The sequence below is a fragment of the Paenibacillus sp. FSL R10-2782 genome (assembly GCF_038592985.1).
In the GTDB taxonomy this organism is placed as follows: Bacteria; Bacillota; Bacilli; order Paenibacillales; family Paenibacillaceae; genus Paenibacillus; species Paenibacillus terrae_C.
On record NZ_CP151951.1, the window covers coordinates 496706 to 516594 of the forward strand.

Here is a 19889-nt window from a genome sequence, read left to right on the forward strand (position 1 = left end):
TTCTACAATCCTTCTAAAATCAATCAAGCCGCTCTTTGGTAAAATGGATGTGTCGAGCAAGCATTTCACCTTAGAAACTACGACTTATCCTTCTTGGCTGGTATGTTGCGCGTAAGCGACTCCGTCAGACGCTTGCCGGTCGGCGTTTGGGCCAAGCCGCCTTTGGCGGTCTCGCGGTGCTTGGACGGCATTGCGCTGCCGACTTCGAGCATCACGTCGATGACTTCGTCAGACGGGATGGCGCTGCGCACACCCGCCAGAGCCATATCCGCGGCGGCAAGCGCGGTCACGGCTCCCAGCCCGTTGCGCACGATGCATGGAATCTCCACGAGTCCGGCGACGGGGTCGCAAATCAGGCCGAGCGTGTTCTTGAGCGCGAGGCCTACTGCATGGATGGCCTGCTCTGGCGTACCGCCGCGCAGCTCGACCATGGCACCTGCTGCCATCCCGATGGCTGAGCCAATCTCGGCCTGGCAGCCTCCCTCCGCGCCGGAGATGAAGGAATTGTTGGCGATGACGTAGCCAATCGCTCCAGCGGCGAACAGTCCGCGCACCATATGCTCGTCATCCCAGCCAAACCGCTCCTGCGCGCTGATGAACACGCCGGGGATGACCCCGCATGAGCCTGCGGTGGGCGTGGCGACAATGCGACCCATGGACGCATTGACCTCCGACACGGAGAGGGCGTACGCCATAGCGAGTGCCGAGGCATCGCCGGAGCAGGTTTCTCCTGCGCGCAAATATTCCGCCAGGCGTTTGCCATCGCCGCCCGTCAAGCCGCTGCGGGATACGGTGTCCTGTGTCTGTCCGCGATGAACGGCCTCCTTCATGACTTCATAATAATCAGACATTTGGCGGAAGATTTCTTCCTCCGGTGTGTTCGTCTCTTGTACCTGTTCCTTGATCATCAAGCGACCAATCGTAGTGGATTCCTCGGCGCACAAGGCACCTAATTCATGCAAATGGCTAAACCGCATCGGATTCAGCTCCTTTTTTCAAGTTAATCATTCTGATTTCATACATATAAGGCAAAGCCCGCAGCTCGGCAATTAATTCAGCAGAAGCCGGGCTATCGGTTTCAATGGCAGTGAGCGCTTCGCCATCCCGACCTTTGCGATCCACGTGCATATAGGCAATGTTAATGTCAGCCGCGCCCAGCGCTGAAGTCACCACGCCCAATGTTCCGGGCTTATCCGAGTGGAGAAGCACCAGCGTAGGCAGTTCTCCGGTTAGATTGACCCGAAATTCGTTGAGCTGCTGAACATGAATGTTTCCGCCGCCGATCGAGGAGCCTAGCAGCGTACGCTGATCTTCATCCTTCCATAGCTCGAAGCGAACGGTGTTCGGATGGGGGGCGGGCAGTCCGCTGACAGCGAACTCTACTTCCATCCCGGCTTGATCTGCACATTGCTCGGCATCCGGGATCCGGTAGTCGTCTGTATCGTAATTCAGCAGTCCGGCGATGAGTGCCAGGTCTGTACCGTGTCCCTTGTACGTATCGGCAAATGATCCGTACAGCGTCATGCGGGCACGGTCAGGCTGCACACCTAGCCAGTGCCGGGCAACACGTGCGAGCCGCACCGCGCCTGCGGTATGCGAGCTGGAGGGTCCGGTCATAGCCGGACCAATAATGGAAAATACATCCTTAAAACGCATGATGTGGCCCCCTGTATGTTTGAATACCATAAGTATATGGTGCTGCCGCGCCTTTGCGCGGGTGTGACGGTTTCTAATGCTGACGCAGCATGTAAGCACAAAAAAGACAGGATAAGGAAATTTCCCTTATCTCTGTCCTGGTTACCTGAGAGTTTCGTGCGGTGTAATACCGCCTTACCCCTTGGGTGGCTTGCGCTCTCTCCAGAGTTGCGTCAGATGACGATACATGGACCTGAGAGATTATCCGCCAGCCGGGTGCTGACGTCTTGCTCCTTCGGTGCTGCCGGGATGTAATTCCCAGACAGACTCTCCCGTCATCTTCATTCGCGTATACCGTTCAACATTTCCTCCTAAGCGTAATGTATGCCATGCCCGGTGTCAATCACTGGCTGAGATTTTACAAAATCAGGTGTCTTCTCAATAAAAAAGATTAAATTTTACATAATTATGGATGAAAGCAGGAAGGAATTAGAAGGTTGATAGCTAATCTGATAGAGGACAAGCTAATTTATGGAATAATAGGAGGGGCATTTACGTATGGTAAAAGGTTTCAGGTTCACAAGTTCCCGCTTGAAAAGAATGCTGCATCTGGCGGCAATGGTATCACTGCTGATAGGAATTTTTGTTCCATTCGGTCAGGTCAATGCAGAGGGCGCATTGACGGTAGCGGAAGCGCTTCAGAGCCAAAGCAGCGGAGGTACGGTGACGGTAGAAGGCTACGTCGTCGGACATGCCACCGGATCGAAAACGGCTAATTTCTCTGCCCCGTTTGCCAACGATTTTAACGTACTGATTGCGGATCAGGCGAGTGAACGCAATACGTCTAATCTGTTAAATGTACAATTGACATCTGCGTATAGAGGACCATTCGGGCTGTCAGGCCATCCTGAGCTCATCGGCAGCAAAATTCGCGTGACAGGTACGCTGGGTGCCTATAACAATTTTGGTGGAGTGAAAAGCCCAAGCGCTCTGGAACTGGCAAATGGAAGCGATCCTGGGAATCCTGGCGAGCCTGGTCCTGGTACCCCAGGTCAACCCGGTACGACATTGCCGGATGGAAAAGGCAAAAAAGTGCTGTTCGATAATACGCACGCACAGACAGCCGGAGCGGCGGATTGGGTTATAGATGGAGCCTTTTCCGATTTTGCGGGTGGGCTGCGTAATGCTGGTTTTACCGTGGACCAGTTGAACCGTTCCATCCCTTTTACCTATGGCGAGCAGGCTATAACGTACGACAAGCTGCGCCCATATGATGTGTTCATTATTGGCGAAGCCAATGTTGCCTTTAAGGCATCCGAGCAGGCGGCTTTGGTGCAATATGTGAAGAATGGAGGCAGCATTTTCTTCATTTCGGACCACTATAACGCCGACCGTAACAAAAACCGTTGGGATTCCTCCGAGGTTATGAACGGCTACCGCCGTGGAGCCTATTCCAATCCTGCTAAAGGTATGACAACAGAAGAAGCTGCATCACCAGCGATGCAGGGATTAACCAGTTCCGACTGGCTGGCGACGAACTTTGGCGTTCGTTTCCGCTACAATGCGCTCGGTGACGTGAATGCTACCGATATCGTAGCCGCAGATCAATCCTTCGGCATTACGAAGGGTGTACGTTCGATTGCGATGCATGCTGGTTCTACATTGGCGATTATGGATCCGACCAAGGCTAAAGGAATCGCTTATATCCCTACAGGCACGAAAAAATGGGGCAATGCCGTGGACCAGGGTGTCTATAACGGAGGGGGCCGTGCTGAAGGACCTTATGCTGCTATAGCCAAGGTAGGTCAGGGCAAGGCAGCGTTTATCGGTGATTCTTCGCCAGTTGAGGATGCCACGCCGAAATATGTACGTGAGGAAAACGGACAGTCAAAGAAGACGTACGATGGCTTCAAGGAAGTGGACGATTCCACCTTCTTGGTACAAACCGTCCAATGGCTTGCATGGAAGCAGGACTATACGAAGCTGTCCGATGTGACGGGTCTGACACTGGATCAGCCAACACAGCTGCTGCCGTTCGAGGAGCCTGCGGCTTCTACGGAACCGCAGGCTGAGCCCTGGGCTGCTCCGGCAGCGGGCTACAAATGGTACGATCCAAGAACGTTCAAGTCCGGCTCCTATGGAGCGGCTTCGTAAGCAGCGAAGTGAGCACAATTTGAGCTGGACCAGCCAGTCGCTTGATCCCTTTAAGGGGGTCAGGCGACTTTTTTGGTGCTGAAAATTAGCTTGTGGTTGGTTATTTCATTACATTTTGTGCCAGAAACAGCATTGAATCCACTGATGAGCATGGGTAAGCAAATTGAGGAAAATCTCGATTATCATGCGACTCTCTCCACGAAGAAGAAAAAGGTGCGTGTGCTGGAACTGGATAACCGGATGGACCTTGCTATTGTGCTGACAGAACGTTCAGGCTGGCGGCAGCTCTGATCAAGCTATGTGTAATGAATGCTAATGAGTACGAACTTCCAGCCTGCGTGCAAGCACCGACATGCTGTAATTAACAGCGAAGTACAGGAAGGCGGCGAATAGCAGAGCCGGAATGACGAAGGACTGATTTTGACCTCCGACAATCTGGATGTTATGCGTCAGCTCCGGCAGACTGATAATGACCGCGAGAGAAGTATCTTTGAGCAGGGAAATGAACTGGCTGACGATGGGCGGCACCATACGGCGGAGCGCTTGGGGCAAAATGATATGCCATAACGTTCTGGAGTAGCTCAGCCCGGAGGACCGTGCGGCTTCGATCTGTCCTTTATGAACGGAGTTCAAACCGCTACGGACAATCTCGGCGATCATGGCACCCTCGAAGATCGACAGGCCCGTAATGGCTGCCCATTTAAGTGAAATGGAAAGACCAATGGACGGTAAGACCATACCGATGAAGAAGATAATGAGCAATAACGGAAGATTGCGAATCAGATCAATCAAAAAGGCCGCCATCTGTGAAATGACAGGTAAGCGCGTATAACGCAGGATGCCGAACACGATACCAAGCGCGAAGCTGAACATGATGGAATAAACGGAGACCTCCAGTGTTAGCAGGAAGCCCTCCAGTATAAAACGCACATTAGGCCATACAAACAAGCCGCTGAAATCCATACGGGCTTCCCTCCTTAGGATATTCTGGACAGACGACGCTCCATATACAGGACAAGAAAGCTAAGTGGAACCGTCAAGGCAAGGTATAGCAACGCTGTGATGGCATAGACGGTGATGGGCATAAAGGTATCCGAGTTAATCAGATCCGAATAATACATCAGGTCCAATCCGGCTACTATGGCCAGTACGGAAGAGTTTTTGACCAGATTGATGAACTGGTTGCCAATCGCAGGCAGTACAATTTTAATCGCTTGCGGCAAAATAATACTGATCATCGTCTGGTTGTAGCTCAGCCCGGAGGAGCGTGCGGCTTCAAATTGCCCCTTTGGTACGGACTGGATGCCGGCACGTATCGCTTCTGCAATAAAGGAGGCGGTGTACACAGTCAAGCCAAGCGTTCCAGATGTAAATCCGTCCAAGGGAACACCCAAAGTGGGAAGTCCCAGATAAAAGAACAACACAACGATCAGCAACGGTATATTACGAATGACCTCTACATAGACAGTTCCAATCCAGTTCAGCCATTGAAAGGGCGCAATTCGGAGGATAGCAATGATCGCCCCCAGAATAAAGCTTCCGATCAAGGCAATGACACTGGCTTGAACGGTATGAAGCAAGCCTTCTCTAAAGCGGTCGCCGTGGTCGAAAAGTACGTTGATATCAAAAGTAAGCATCTGCGGATGGCACCCCCATTATTCGGGTTTAACCCCAAACCATTGCTCGTGGAGCTTATCGTATTCACCGTTGCTTTTCAGTTCCTTGAGCGTATCGTTAATGGCTTGCAGCAATTCGGTTTGTCCCTTCTTCACTGCAATGCCGTAAGGCTCCTCTGTGAAGTTCCCGCCTACGAGGGTATAATTCGGGTCTTGCTGTTGCATGCCGAGCAGAATAGAGTTATCGGTGGTCAACGCCTGCCCTTGACCTGCCTTGAGTGCGTTGAATGCATCCTGGTAGTTTTCGAACTCCAGTATAGTCGCTTTGGGTGCTTTTTCGCGGATATTTTTGGCGGAGGTGGAGCCTTTAACGGCGAGTACCTTGGTAGCGGGGGTTAGGGACTCCAGACCGGTAATCGGGCTTCCTTTTTTCACGAGCAGGGATTGCCCGGCGTTAAAGTAGACATCGCTGAAATCGACCTGCTTTTTACGTTCGTCCGAAATGGTCATGGTTGCGATAATGGCGTCGATGTCCCCGTTTTGCAGCAAGGTGATTCGTGTCTTGGATGTGACTTCCTTCAATTCAAGCTTGGTTTCGTCTCCAAAAATATGTTTGGCTACCGCCTTGGCAATGTCGATATCGAAGCCTTCTACTTTCCCGGTAGCTGGGTCCTTCAGACCAAACAGCTTGGTGTCGTATTTCACACCAACAACCAGCTTGCCACGCTGCTTGATGGCTTCCAGCCCGTTGGCTGCTGCCGCCTCATTCCCCGACGTTGCCGTTCCTTGCTTGCCTCCACAACCAGCCAAAACGAGTAGACAGGACAGCATAAGCAGCATAAGGGCACACCATGAATATCTTTTTCTCATTTGAACAATCCCCTTTCGATTAAAGGTCTGTTTAATGGTGAATCAGACGGCTCAGGAACAGGCGCGCCCGCTCTTCACCCGGATTCTGAAAAAACTCGGCAGGCTGACTGTCTTCTAAAATCTGTCCTTTGTCCATGAAAATGACGCGATCCGCTACTTCACGGGCAAAGCCCATTTCATGAGTCACAATGACCATGGTGATGCCCTGATGGGCGAGCGAACGCATAACATCCAATACCTCCCCGATGGTTTCGGGATCAAGTGCGGAGGTAGGCTCGTCAAACAGCATGATCTTTGGATTCATAGCGAGGCCACGAGCGATAGCAACCCGTTGCTGCTGCCCCCCGGACAATTGGGCGGGGTAGCTCTGTGCTTTTTCCTCGATCCCAACACGCTTCAAATAGGTGATGCCTGTTTGGGTAGCCTCTTCCTTGGAGATGCCCAGCACCTTCATAGGTGCGAGTACAATGTTCTCAATCACTCTTTTATGGGGATACAAATTGAAGTGCTGGAATACCATACCGATATTGCGCCGGAAGGCGTTAATATCAATCTTTTTGTCATGTACAGGTATTTCGTTGACGATCAGCTCTCCGTCCGATATAGTTTCCAGACGATTGATGCAGCGTAGCAGGGTGCTTTTACCCGAGCCGGAGGGTCCGATGATCACGACGACCTCGCCCTCCTTAATCTGAAGATTGATGTCTTTAAGTACATGGAAGTGACCAAAATGCTTGTTGACGTTGCGAAACTGGATCAGAAGGCTCACCCCTTTCAGGCTTGGATACATAGCTTGGTAGATTGGCTGGCATGATCAAGCTCTATCAAAATTTCAAAATTTTCTCTCATGATACTATAAGCTTACAATAAAAAACAAGATTTTATGTCATAAAACTTCACTTTAAGTATATTTTTTATGTAATTTTTCATGAGTGAATCGCTATTTTCACATGTGAATGAGCATGAATGCACAATTTAATGTTATTTTATTTGACATAAAATAATCTCCTTCGACATTCCAAGGGAGAAACGTGACAAAAGCAACGGTATGTTTTACAGTAGGGGAGAAGGAATTTAGGGTAAAGGAAGGTTAGTGCAATGACGAAAGCTATTTCACCGCTGGTAACCGCATTGGGCATGGAGCCCCATCCGGAAGGCGGCTGGTACAAAGAAATGTGGAAGTCCCATTTTCAAATTCCGAAGCCTGTACTGCCGGATGTGTATTCCGGTCCGCGCTTTGCAGCTTCATCGACGTATTTTTTGCTGCATCCGGGCGAGTTCTCCGAGTGGCATGTCGTGCATTCGGATGAGCTGTGGCTGTATCATAGCGGAAGCCCTGTGGAGTTGAAATTGGGTGGAAGCGGAGAACAACCTGGTGAAGAAACGGTGATTATCGTCGGTGCCGATGTAGAGGCAGGACAGCATCCACAAGCGCTGGTGCCAGGCACAGTATGGCAAACGGCGCGTCCGCTTGGGGATGAGCCTGTGCTGGTAACCTGTGTCGTTGCTCCGGGATTCCACTTTGACGATTTCAAGCTGATTGCAAAGGGTAAAACTGAATAAAGAAGTTTTTATTGGCGGGTGTGTTCCTTAAATCAACAGGAATGACCCGCCTGATTTATATTCTCAGCTGGGTTTGGATTGTTTCCTGGCTTATAGAGGTGCAGGTTGTTTTTTGGCATGGACATTATGGCGCTTTCGAATGTCTTTTGCGAGGTTTTTGATCCGTGTAGTGTTGTATGAACTGCTCTGTTTCCGGCTAATCTTGGAATACACGGCATAACGATTTCTTCCCATTCGTTTGGCATAGTACATGGCAACATCCGCCTCTTTGACTAATATCTGTAAATCGCCCTTCTGGGATGGGTTCGAACTAATGCCAATACTTCCCGTGACAGATAGTCTGTGTCCATGAATGCTGTAGGCGCTGCTGATTTTTCTTAGGAGGAGCTGCGCTAAAATTTTTACCTGATCGGAATCAAAATTTTTTATAATGAGTAAAAATTCATCCCCTCCAATTCGAAAAGCCTTTTGGTTCGCATTCATGACTTGTAGCAGATGAAGGCTAACTTCACGTAGCAGCATATCGCCAACCTTGTGCCCATAAGCATCATTAATGGCTTTGAAGCCGTCCAGGTCAATGTATAAAATAGCGGTGCTTTCTTTGCCTTTATATTGCTGCCAAAAGTGGTTGAGCGCATTCCGATTGAACAAACCTGTTACAGGGTCTTGGTAAGCAAGTTTCCTTAGCATAGTTCTTTCCACAAATACAGATCTTAAAAAAATCCCAAGGCATGTCCATACGATCAGGTTTAAGATCAATAAACATAAGAGCATGTAGGAGTTTTGAGCTAAATTCAAGTTCATGTCACCACCCATATCATGATAGTACCCCTTCCTCGCTTTGTGTAAGCCGAGAAAGGGGATTGCTTGATTATTTCATTCTTTTATTTTTATGCATCCGTCTGTATTTCAAATAGGCACCCAGAAGAATGAAAGACATTCCGCTCAAATAGAAGGGAGCAGGACTGTTTTCTCCTGTCTGCGGTAATTTATTTACCTGCGGAGTACGACCTGGATCACTTGGGTCCTCGGGGTCCTCAACAGGGAACTTGATGCCTCCTTTGGGTATGGGTTCATCTTCAATCTCTACAGGTGGAGATGATTTCTGAGGAGGATCCATTTCTGGCGATTCCGGCAGCGCATCGGGTTCTGCAGGAGGCTGTTCAATCTCTGGAACACCCAATGGCACATCTTCATCTTCAACGATCTGTGGCTCATTGGTTACTGGCTTAACGGGTACATTCGGCGTTTCTGTAGGCTCAGGATCTTTATCGTGCTTTTTACCTGAACCCGGATTTGTAGGCGTCCCTGGATTCGTAGGCGTTTCCGGATCGGTAGGTTTACCCGGATCAACAGGGGTCTCTTTTTCATTGGTCACCACGATCTGCTTAATACCCGAGCTTAGTTTAACCGTCGCGTCTATTTTGACCGCTGTCTTCGAGGCTGTTATTTTATAGCCTGCTGGAGCCGCAAGCTCCTCCAGAATATATTCATCATACAGCAATGAATTGAACAAAATTTTCCCGTCTGCATTGGTAGTTTGAATGAGCGGGGCTCTTTTTTGGTTCTTATCATAGAGTGCAAAGCGTGCTCCAGGCAACACCTTGTCAGGATGATCCTGGTCAACCTTGGTCACTTCCAGGCTTCCTGTTATGCCTCCCCCTGAACCTGAACCAGAGGAAGTCCGCACGATGATTTCTTTACTGGTTTCTCTCAGCTCCGTAGTTAAGCGGTCGCCCTCAAAATAGACGCTGTTACTCACTTTCGCTTTATCATCCGCTTGAATAAAAGATTGATATTCCAAAATATAGCCGGATGAAATGGCCTGTGTGAAGCCAAGCTCAAAGGATTGCTGACCTTGATCGTTTGTCGTAATTTTCAGCTTATAATCCTGATCCTTGACTAATTCAGTGCCTTTGGCAGCCTCTCCGTTGGCTGATACTTTGGTGGAATACAAATGAAAGGAATCTTCAATCAGGATTTGATTGCTGCTGGGTGTATCCACGATTTTGGCGTTGGAGACATAAGATTGCCCTTCATTGATCCGAATCTGCCAGTCAATCTTATTGCCGTTCTGGCTACCGGCTTTTGTAACGTATTCTCCCCCATGAGGCACAGTTACTTTGGCTGTCCATTCGGAGATCATGTTTTTTCCGTCCATCAACAGAGCTTTATTGTTGATTTCTTTATCAATAAGCTCTCCCTCCAAGGTGGTCTGGAAAGTGATCCAGTAGGGAGTGTTGATCTGTTCATTAAAACGGATACGCAACTCATTACCGTTGTCGGCGGTGGGAAGAACAAGGGTGTATTGGTCTGCCGACAGTTCAGTTCCCTTTTCCACACCATTCCACCATCCAAGCAGTGTCATGTCATACACTTTGACAGAGCCGGGAACCAGCTTTTGCCCTTGCTGTAGCGTATCCTTTATTTCAGCCTGAGTCAGGGTTTTACGGTTATAGTTCGTCAAGATGTCCCATGTGATGTGCTTGGAGGTAGCGTTATAGCTGCCTTGCTTGGCACCGTTCTGCTGTGTCAGATTGTCAGGCCATAGCCGGGCTTCGGCTTCAGCAGAGTAGGGTGTTCCATTTTGCACCCATGAGATGGAAGCTTTATTCCAGAACTCCGGCTTGCTCGTATCCTTTTTCCATTCATTGTTAAATGTTGTTGAATAGCTGATGGTATACGCGTCCTGGATTGTTTTATGGAAACGTATCGTGAATCCTTGTTTATAGTCTTGCGATAAAGGAATCAGTTCATAATCTGCTGGTGATGTTAGTGTTAATTTTCCGTCCGCGCTTTGGATCTTTAATGTATCCGGTAAGAGAGCCAGACCGCCATTCGGAAACGTATCGTTGATCACAACCTGATTCATCGTGTATTTATCCGTATTGATGGCAATAACCCAGGGAATCGTTTTTGTGTTGTAGTTCGGTTCCTTGAAGCCTTTGACAATGACCCCGCTTTTTAGATCAGTGGTGGTATCTTTGGTTACTCCATCAGACGTTACGGTATTCGTTATCCGTTCATTTTTAAGTACACGATCTATCGCTTTGGTTTGATAACGGATCGTGTATGCTGCCTCCACATCGGAGTTGAAGCGTAAATCGAAGCCGTTCGCCGTTTCATTGCTAACCAGTGAGACGGTATATTCAGAGGATGAAAGTTCCTCAGAAGTAGCTCCTTTGTACACTTTAAGTGAACTGGCCACGAGCTGCTGGCTTTTGTTGAAGCGGTCAGCTAACATGGCTTTCTCGGCGGGAATTTTCTTTTCGCCAAAATTATACTTGATCGCCCAGGATACCGTTTGAGTAACCGGGTCGTATTGCTCCACTTTTTTGGACAAAAATTCGCCGCGTTGAACAGTTACTGTAGCTGTTGCAGAAGCTTCTTTCGTATTGCTGCCTAAAAAAGTGGCTGTGTTGGAAAAACGGGATTCTTCGCTGGTGATGTTAGTGGAGTATTGGATCCGGTATGCGCTGCGGATGTTCTCATCTTTAAAACGGATGATGAAGCCGGTACCAGCCGAATCGGCTTCCAGCGTATACTTATCCCTATCCACCGGATCACGCAGCAAGGTTGAACCATCCACGTTGATTTGTAAATGGTATAACCGGATAGAATCCCTTACCAGCTCCAATCCTTGGGGAGTCGGGTCGGTGACTACAGCATGTTGAACCGTATCCAATTGTTTATTTACGTCAATTGTCCAATCAATCTGACGGGTTCCATTGGCTTTCCCCTGCTTATCTAGGGCAGGGCCTGCCGCAGGCTTAATATTTACGACTGCTGTTTGTACGCCACCCTTGATCGGAATGGCGATAATGACCTCTGTACTGCCTTTTTCTATTTGTTTGCTGAACTCGGTCTTAACCTCCAGTTTTCCGCTGACATTGGAATGGCTCTCCACGTAATCGTTAAAAGTCATGACCACTTTGCCTTGGCGGTCTACCGTGAAATGGCCAACATTTCCATCTGTCGTAACCAAAGGAGAGGAGATATCTGTGTAGATTTCAAATTGCTCGGGCAATTGAAAGGTAAAAGTGTCTCCAGCTTTGTACGTATTGTTGGGAAGCTCCCAGTCATAAATGAGATGGACTGCATCGCCAATGTCCAAGCGACTATCGGGATTGTATACCGCATCAATCACTTGGCCGGTCGCATCGGTCAGGGTAAGTTTCGTTAAAATACTCGCTTGAGCGGCTTCTTCAGAATTTGTGGCGGCCGCTGCCTGAACAACAGGAGCTGGTAGGGAAGGAGGCTTCTGTTGTTCTGGTTCTATGACTGGTTCTGTTTCGGGTACTACGATATCATATACATCATTTGTAACGTTTTGCCCTGTCTCGGTTCCGGCAATCTCCGGCTGCTCCGGGGCAGGGATTTGAGCATAAGCTTGTGTGATGCCAAAAAAGCTTTGTAAAATGAGTAATAATGCAATAATCATTACATTCCATTTTTTTCTCATACTCTATTTAAGTCTCCTTTCTAAAGATTACTGTATATTGTATTCATGTCCGGGCGTTTATAGCATCCCTCCTTCTTTCCCGGAAGTAATATATTCAACGGACTAAGAGTCTGTCCAATGAAATAGAGATAACCCCTAATGCTGCAAATGAGTGTAAGTTAATCTAAGTAGCGAAGGGTGTTCGGATATGGCGAACAGATCCAGCTTTAGGTGCTTTGTCGGGCCTGAACAATGAGGCGATGTGTCGGATTTACAAGAGGGTCACATGTAATTAATGTGAGCAGCTTTTGATTTTCAAAGCTTTTCAGAACGGAGACGTCTGTAGGAGCGACAATCGAAATTTTATAGACTGTATAACTATATTGTTCACCCTTGGTATTAATCATGATTTTATCTCCAATCTTTACCTCGTTCAGCCGATTAAATAAACGTCCTGCTGTACGCGCACGGTGGGCTGCTATGGCGGCATTTCCTGTCTGGCCCAGAGCTGCCGTTTCCGACATATGTACAGATGCGTGCCTCATATTATCCCGAGTTGCACCCTCCAGCACAGGAAGCTTCAAATCAATACGATTAATGCTAATGGTGGCAATGGGGAGTTGCTTAGGGTCTGGTTCATTTGCGGGTACCGAAGGACCTCGTGTGGTTTCGGTGCCCGTGTTTTCTGCAAGTTTGCTGGACAAGCGCTTATAGCCGTCGATAATGCTAGGGTTCAGTACTTCGGCCTCTTTCAAAAGCTCGCTCTGCTTCCGATCTTCGTTCCATTCATTGGCTTTAGGAAACAAAATAATGAGTATTCCCAAGGCGATGAACAAGTATGATAACTTACGCAATCTAAAAACCTCCCTAACATATGTAAGGTGTATCGCGTACTGATTTTAAAAATCCCCCCTTTCTCATTTAGTGTAGTCTGAGAAAGGGAGGGTATGATTATTTTTATTTTTTGCCCATCCGTCTATATTTCAGATACACGCCGCAAATGATCATAGCTAGACCTGTTAAATAGAAGGGAGCAGGGCTGTTTTCTCCCGTTTGTGGCAATTTATTTGCCAATGGTGAAACATTCGGATCTTTCTGTACATCAGCAGGAACTTTGATTCCACCACGAGGCAGAGAGTCGTCATCACTTTCCACGGGAGGATTAGGTTCCTTATTAGGTTTAATGATTGGTAATTTCGGTTTTACTTTCGGTGCAGGTGTAGATTCAGGCACAATACCACCCGTTGGCAGGCCCCCATCATCATCCGTCTGTTTTTTGTCAGGGGTAGATTCAGGCACGATGCTATCTAATACCGGGCTCTCACCATCCACAGTCTGTTCTTTATTGTCCACTAAAGGAACGGATATAGACGGCGTAGTTGTTGTTTCAGAATCTTTGTCACGTTTTTTACCTGATCCCCCCGGGCTGGTAGGCGTACCTGGGTTGGTAGGTGTACCAGGCGTACCTGGGTTGGTAGGTGTACCAGGCGTACCTGGGTTGGTAGGTGTACCAGGCGTACCTGGGTTGGTAGGTGTACCAGGCGTGCCTGGATTAGTAGGTGTACCAGGCGTACCCGGATTAGTAGGTGTACCTGGATCTGTATTGTTTTCTTTTTGGTTGGTTACCACAACCTTCTTTATGCCGGCGCTTTGTTTGATCGTATCGTCTATTTTGATTTCAAGCTTACTATCCATTAATTTATAGCCTTGGGGAGCTACAAGCTCTTCCAAGATGTAATCATCATGGAGCAATGCAGAGAACACAATCTTCCCTTCCGCATTGGTAGTTTGAATGATTGGGGCTCTTTTCTCCGCTTTATCATAGAGCGCGAATTTTGCTCCAGGCAGTACCTTATCAGGCTCATCCTGATCAACCTTTGTAATTTCGAGGCTTTCTTTAATACCACTGCCTGAACTGGAGCCGGAAGAAGTCCGCACAATAATTTCTTGATTCGTCTCCTTCTGTTCTGTCGTTAAGCGATCCCCTTCGAAAGATACTTTGTTACTCACCTTTTCTTTGTCAGCTGCATCAATGAACGCTTGATATTCCAGGATAAAGGCGGAGGAAATCTCCCTCGTAAAAGCAAGCTCAAAAGTTTCCTGACCTTGAGCATCTGGCTTGAAAATGAGCTTGTAATCACGATCCCTGGTTAGCTCGGTACTCTTGGTAACCTTCCCGTTTTCAGACACCACAGTTGAATACAGATGAAAAGAATTCTCGATCAGAATCTGATTGCTGCTGGGATGATCCACAATTTTAGCATTTGTTACTTGAGACTGTCCTTCATTTATACGGATTTGCCAGTTGATTTTATTTCCGTTCTGGCTGCCGCTTTTAGAAACATATTCTCCACCGTGAGGTAAGGTTACTTGGGCTGACCATTCTGAAATTATATTTTCTCCATCCAGAAAAAGGGCCTTATTGCGGATTTCTCTTTCAATAAGTTCTCCTTCTAGCGTCGTTTGGAACGTAATCCAATATGGGGTTTGGATCTGATTTTTAAATTGGATACGCAACGTGTTGCCATTTTGTTCGGATGGAAGAATAAATGTGTACTGGTCTGCTGATAATTCGGAGCCCTTTTCCACGCCATTCCTCGATCCAGTCAGTGTCATGTCGTACACTTTAACGGAGTTTGGCAGTAGCTTCTGGCCTTGCAGCAATGGATCTTTTATTTCCGGTTGTTTCAGGGTCTTACGGTTATAGTTGGCCTTAATGTCCCATGTAATGTGTTTGGAGCTGGCATTGTAGCTTCCTTGCTTGGCTCCATTCTGCTGCGTCATGATGTCTGGAAAGACCCGGGCGTCTGCTTCTGCAGATTTTGAATCTCCGTCCTGCTGCCATTCAATGATGGATTTATTCCAGAACTCAGGTTTTTTCGTATCTTTTTTCCAGTCATTATTGAATGTAGTTGAATATTTGATCGTATAAGTATCTTGAATTGGTGCATGGAAAATGATACTAAACCCTTGCTTATAATCCGATGATAACGGAATAAGCTCATAATCTGCGGGAGCTTGAAGCTCCGTTTTTCCGTCAGCGGATTGGATTTTCAAAGTGTTCGGCAACAAGGCCAAGCCGTCGTTGGGAAATACATCCTTGATGACGATATCGTTCATAGTATATAGATCTTCATTGATGGTAATAACCCAAGGTATGAATTTTGCGTTGTAGTTCGGCTCCTTGGATTCTTTAATAATAATTCCACTTTTAAGTTGTGCGGTGGCATCCTTAGAGACTCCACCCGAAGTCACACGGTTCGTTACCTTATCATCTTGGTATACACGTTCTTTGGCTTTCGTTTGATAACGAATGGTATAGGCTGTATCTACATCGGAGTTGAATTGGAGATCAAAACCGTTGCTGTCCAGATCATTCGTAACCGGAGAGACGGTATATTCTGAGGATGGAAGTACCTCTTGAGTGTCGTCTTTGTATATTTCAAGTGAAGCGGGAAGCCATACCTGACTATTGTTGAACCGATCACTTAACAAGGCTTTGTCGGCAGGTATTTTCTTTTCGCTGAAGTTGTACTTGATCACCCAAGATACCGTTTGTGTAACAGGATCGTAGCTTTCCACCTTCTTGGACAAAAATTCTCCGCGATCAACCTGTACGGTAGCGGTAGCAGAGACACCATTCATAGAGTCTCCCGAAAAAGTAGCTGTGTTGGAGAAACGGGTTTCGTCACTTGTAATATCTGTGGAATATTGAATCTGATAGGCTTGGCTAATGCTCGCGTCTTTAAAACGAATAACAAAGCCCGTACCGGCTTGATCTGGTTCGAGCGTATACTTATCCTCGCTGATTTGGTCCTTAACTACCGTCGAGCCGTCAATATTGACTTGCAGATTATACAATTGGAAGGTGTCTCGCAGCAGCTCCAGCCCTTGAGGAGTCGGGTCTGTTACGATCGCATTCTTTACGGTGTCCAATTGTGTATTCACATTAATGGCCCAGTCAATCTTGTTTTTGCCGTTAGCTTTTCCTTGTTTGCTTATTGGGGGCCCAGAAGCGGGTTTGATGTTGACGATGGATGTTTGTACCCCAATCTTAATTGGAGTCGCAATAATGACTTCTGTGCTGCCCTTTGCAACTTCCTTACTGAACTCGGTTTTTACTTGCAGTTTTCCGCTTACGTTGGAATGATTCTCTACGTAATCGTTAAAGGTCATAATGACTTTCCCTTGGCGATCTACCGTAAAGGTACCAACCTCTCCATCTGTTGAAATTAACGGAGATGAGATATCTGTGTAAATTTCAAATTGTTCCGGCAAGTTAAAGGTGAAGATATCTCCTTCTTTATACTGATTGTCCGGAATCTCCCATTCATAGCTCAGCTGGACTGCCGCGCCAATATCCACACGGACGCCAGGATTATCCACAGCATCAATGATACGGCCAGTTTCATCCGTCAAGATCAGCTTGGTTAAAATATTGTCTACTTGAACTGAGCTGGCCGCTGCCTGAATCATAGGAGCTATGCTGGGAGGTGCCTCTAATGGTTCAGGGTTTGGAATACCGTATACATCTCCCATAACTGTATTCGCAGGATCGCTTACAGCGCTATCTGATACAGCCGTGGTTGAAGTGTCTGCGTAAGCCAGCGCTGCACTAAAAAAGCTTTGGAAAATAAGCAATAGTACAATGATCGTTACATTTATTTTTGTTCTCATACTCTTAAGTAAGTCTCCTATTCATCATATTATTATGGAAAGTACCCGGGCGGTTTTGGTTCCCCCCTCTTTTTTTGTCCCGGAAATAGTATATTCAACACGTTAGTTTTTAAATGACTGACTAGGTATACAATACCTTCCTTATCTCAACAATTTCTCAACAAGAATAGAAAAAAGCCCTGATCGCAGTGATCAGGGCTTACTATAAAAAAATTAATATTGTTTTGTTTTTGTATATTTGGAGGGCTCTTTGGCCATTGCAAACTTCTGTTTTCCGTCTTTTAGAGCGGCATCTACTGTAGTGTCAATGATAACCCATTGATTGTTGATATTGACTTCATTCCAGGCGTGGTAGGTTTTCACATAGGAGGATTCACCCATAACCAGCTTGGTTGGAACATCCACACTTCGAAGCATGGCGGCGAACAGTGAAGCATATCCATAGCAAATGTCTTTTTGCGCAACCAGTGTGCGATCAATTTGTGGAAGATAGTCAGTTGATAGGGTGAAGGACTGGTTGGAATCGTATTTAATATGACTAATAACATACTCGTAAATACGTTTCACCTTTTCATCATCTGTCGTGGCACCCTTGGTTAATTCTCTGGCCTTCCGAATCGCCTGATTTGTATCGCTCCAGTCAATATTTTGAACAGAATTGAGGTATATGGTTTTACTGTCGTTCAAATTTAACTGGACTGTTTCTTCACCTATCACATTATACTGATTGCCAGTTAGCTGTTCCAATAAGCGAATGTTATAACTGCCATTGCCCATTTGAAGAGCGAATGCTTCCTCAGGTTTGCTCGAATTCAGATAATAAGAGTATTTCTCCGCATCCTTGGTAATTACGATCTTGGTTTTGACATTGGAGTTGACAGGATAACGTATACTAACAATACCGCGGTTTACGTTGTTTTGATTCAGCCATGCCTGACTTTCGGCAGCAAATGCTGTCGTATGTAGGGGGATGGATAACAAAAAAACTAAAATTAGTAAAAAAAACGACATTTTCCTCATAGAAAAACTTCCTTTCGGCGGCCAGGCTGCCATCTAAAAAAAGAAGGCCCTATAGCTTTGCGTCCCTGCCTTTCGACAGGTTTGCTATTATCGTATAAAGTTTTTTAGGAAAAAAAGACACGACAAAAAGCCTCTCCAACCGGTAGCTGGCTGCCATCTTAAAAAGAAGGCCCTGTAGCTTTGCGTCCCTGGCTTTCGACAGGTTTGCCATTTATCCTGAACAGTCTATATCTATCATTCTATCAGTTGGGCTCCCGATCAGGCAAGCACAATCTCGGTTTTTCTCTGTTTTTCGACAAAGTCATTGGATAGATGAGATTATAGTTTGGTTCGATTCCCCCATTTTTTGCGGAAGGAATGTGGGGTTTCTCCGACATGTTCCTTGAACAGGTTGATAAAGTGGCTGGTGTTGGGAATACCTACAAACCGTGCGATATCCACAATGGATTCGTCACTGGTTTTGAGCCAGCCTTGAGCCGCTGTGATGCGGACATTAATGAGATAATCAATAGGAGAAAATCCGATCTGTTTCTTGAAGTTTTTAGCGAGATTGAATTTGTTTAACTCAAACATGTCTGCCAGAGAATCCAGCGTAATTCGTTCACTGTAGGATCGATCCAAATATTGCTGAACCTTGCGTATCTCGGTGATCGTATCCTGGTTTACATACGGATGATCGTACGGGTGCTGCAAAATATACGTCAGCAACTCACCGATGAGTCTGGATGTAAACAGCTCAGCAGAGAGAGTTCTGTCAGATTGTACGCATAACAGGGAACGCAGCTTGTCCAATATGATGCATGGATCGTTGAGTGTTATTACAGGCTTGTTGTGTTTGGCAAATTGTTCATAGAAATTGTCGATCAGATTGCCGTACACATTTACACTGATAAACTCCCATGCTTCATGACCAGCGGTGCTGTACTGTACGTATTCCTCACAACTAACGAAAAACATATCATGAGGCTTCAATATGTATTTTTTCTCCCGGTACAGCAATTCCCCTTGTCCTGATAACGTAAAAACGAGCAAGAACGAAGTAAGCTCCTTCCGTTCCATGGCATAAGCAGATGTTTTTTTGAAATAACCTATTTCCTGTATATAAAAAAGGGATTTCTTGGCAAAAGCGGAGGGAGTACGTGCAATGATTACTGGATCGCTGCTCCAAGGGATGCCATTCCCGTTGTTTTTTTGGTCTGTTGTCATATCCAATTCCTTTACAAAAGAGCAAATTTATCAAGCTAATGGCTGTTTGTTTAACAAACTAAATGGTGGTTTGCACATGATTTCCTATTTATACGGTTTTATTTTATCACATCACATAAATGCATGTAGCGAATAATATTTTGAATTATTTCCCATTTTAATTCAGGTGTACTATTATGGTGTATACAGCCCCGTTTCCTCCATAGTTTAACTCATTTATTCCTACGAAAAAGATAAATCATGTTGAAAAAATTCGGAGATGCCATGGGTTCAATTCATTTCTGGGATAAACTCCAGGAAAGGATACTAAAGGTATTCTATGCCCATTCCACCTTCCATCGCGCATATCCTTTCGTTTTAAAAAAAATGGGTCTTTGTTCTAGCGAAATAGTTCATTAGGCTTATCATGGAAAAAATTAGATTGGGTCCAATGTTGTGATTTTGTTCACAAATATGTAGGCGCACAAGGGAGATATATGAATTTTTTTTATGCTGATTTGTGCATTGTTAATATATGTTAATTGTATGATAAATAACAGCATAAAAGTACAAAATCATACAAAAAGTGCATTCACTTATTTGCGTGATTTTCTACTCTGTTAAGAGATAGAGTGTTATTAGCTTTGGAATTTATACGGGCAATGATATGATGGGTAATACAGATATAGGGCTTTACTTACTCGACAGTCAGTTTGGAGGATTATAGG

14 protein-coding genes, 1 pseudogene and 3 riboswitches are annotated in these 19889 nt (G+C 46.3%); of the genes and pseudogenes, 3 read left to right on the forward strand and 12 right to left on the reverse strand.

Features of this window, described 5'->3' with window-relative positions; all coding sequences use genetic code 11:
* Window positions 1-77 precede the first annotated feature (77 nt).
* Together sdaAA and sdaAB are read right to left on the reverse strand one after the other, a co-directional pair.
* Window positions 78-977 (reverse strand): L-serine ammonia-lyase, iron-sulfur-dependent, subunit alpha, encoded by a 900-nt coding sequence (sdaAA, locus tag NST83_RS02250; RefSeq protein ID WP_044647735.1) that lies wholly within the window; start codon window positions 975-977, stop codon window positions 78-80.
* Entirely contained in the window at window positions 967-1656 is a 690-nt protein-coding gene (sdaAB, locus tag NST83_RS02255) for an L-serine ammonia-lyase, iron-sulfur-dependent subunit beta (protein WP_342416406.1), read from the reverse strand. The genes sdaAA and sdaAB overlap by 11 nt, the downstream gene beginning before the upstream one ends.
* Window positions 1657-1866: 210 nt before the next feature.
* A riboswitch (glycine riboswitch) is annotated at window positions 1867-1980 on the reverse strand.
* A 213-nt stretch (window positions 1981-2193) separates the two neighbouring features.
* On the opposite strand from sdaAB, the gene NST83_RS02260 reads away from it, so the two are divergent.
* Both NST83_RS02260 and NST83_RS02265 read left to right on the forward strand, forming a co-directional pair.
* Complete coding sequence (locus tag NST83_RS02260; RefSeq protein ID WP_342416407.1) at window positions 2194-3789, forward strand: DUF6359 domain-containing protein; 1596 nt, start codon at window positions 2194-2196, stop codon at window positions 3787-3789.
* 120 nt (window positions 3790-3909) lie between these two features.
* A pseudogene (locus NST83_RS02265) lies at window positions 3910-4038 on the forward strand (ABC transporter ATP-binding protein); the annotation flags it as partial.
* A gap of 63 nt (window positions 4039-4101) precedes the next feature.
* On the opposite strand, the gene NST83_RS02270 reads toward NST83_RS02265, so the two are convergent.
* The 4 genes from NST83_RS02270 to NST83_RS02285 are packed head-to-tail and all read right to left on the reverse strand — an operon-like array spanning window position 4102 to window position 7065.
* A complete protein-coding gene (locus NST83_RS02270) occupies window positions 4102-4752 on the reverse strand; it encodes an amino acid ABC transporter permease (protein WP_342416408.1) in 651 nt (216 codons plus the stop codon).
* Window positions 4753-4766: 14 nt separating this feature from the next.
* Window positions 4767-5426 carry an amino acid ABC transporter permease gene (locus tag NST83_RS02275; RefSeq protein ID WP_342416409.1) on the reverse strand — a complete coding sequence of 220 codons (660 nt, stop codon included), beginning with the start codon at window positions 5424-5426 and terminating at the stop codon, window positions 4767-4769.
* Window positions 5427-5444: 18 nt separating this feature from the next.
* Window positions 5445-6275 carry a transporter substrate-binding domain-containing protein gene (locus tag NST83_RS02280; protein WP_342416410.1) on the reverse strand — a complete coding sequence of 277 codons (831 nt, stop codon included), beginning with the start codon at window positions 6273-6275 and terminating at the stop codon, window positions 5445-5447.
* 31 nt (window positions 6276-6306) lie between these two features.
* Window positions 6307-7065, reverse strand: a complete 759-nt coding sequence (locus NST83_RS02285) for an amino acid ABC transporter ATP-binding protein (RefSeq protein ID WP_137061330.1) — start codon at window positions 7063-7065, stop codon at window positions 6307-6309.
* Between the two features lie 308 nt (window positions 7066-7373).
* Here NST83_RS02285 and NST83_RS02290 point away from each other — a divergent pair, with 308 nt between their 5' ends.
* The gene (locus NST83_RS02290) at window positions 7374-7838 is read left to right on the forward strand and encodes a cupin domain-containing protein (protein ID WP_014279425.1); all 465 of its coding nucleotides are present in this window, start codon (window positions 7374-7376) and stop codon (window positions 7836-7838) included.
* A 90-nt stretch (window positions 7839-7928) separates the two neighbouring features.
* Here the strand turns inward: NST83_RS02290 and NST83_RS02295 are convergent, their stop codons facing one another.
* The 6 genes from NST83_RS02295 to NST83_RS02320 all read right to left on the reverse strand — a co-directional run bounded on the left by NST83_RS02295 (window position 7929) and on the right by NST83_RS02320 (window position 19182).
* Window positions 7929-8654, reverse strand: coding sequence for a GGDEF domain-containing protein (locus NST83_RS02295; protein ID WP_342416411.1), 726 nt, complete (start codon window positions 8652-8654; stop codon window positions 7929-7931).
* Between the two features lie 55 nt (window positions 8655-8709).
* Window positions 8710-12300, reverse strand: coding sequence for a collagen binding domain-containing protein (locus NST83_RS02300; protein ID WP_342416412.1), 3591 nt, complete (start codon window positions 12298-12300; stop codon window positions 8710-8712).
* Window positions 12301-12506: 206 nt separating this feature from the next.
* Entirely contained in the window at window positions 12507-13133 is a 627-nt protein-coding gene (locus NST83_RS02305; protein WP_137061332.1) for a class D sortase, read from the reverse strand.
* A 103-nt stretch (window positions 13134-13236) separates the two neighbouring features.
* Window positions 13237-16956, reverse strand: coding sequence for a collagen binding domain-containing protein (locus NST83_RS02310; RefSeq protein ID WP_342416413.1), 3720 nt, complete (start codon window positions 16954-16956; stop codon window positions 13237-13239).
* Window positions 16957-17169: 213 nt separating this feature from the next.
* Complete coding sequence (locus NST83_RS02315; protein ID WP_342416414.1) at window positions 17170-17976, reverse strand: transglutaminase-like domain-containing protein; 807 nt, start codon at window positions 17974-17976, stop codon at window positions 17170-17172.
* Between the two features lie 13 nt (window positions 17977-17989).
* A riboswitch (cyclic di-GMP riboswitch) is annotated at window positions 17990-18072 on the reverse strand.
* Between the two features lie 42 nt (window positions 18073-18114).
* A riboswitch (cyclic di-GMP riboswitch) is annotated at window positions 18115-18195 on the reverse strand.
* Window positions 18196-18294: 99 nt separating this feature from the next.
* Window positions 18295-19182, reverse strand: a complete 888-nt coding sequence (locus tag NST83_RS02320) for an AraC family transcriptional regulator (RefSeq protein WP_342416415.1) — start codon at window positions 19180-19182, stop codon at window positions 18295-18297.
* Window positions 19183-19889 lie beyond the last annotated feature (707 nt).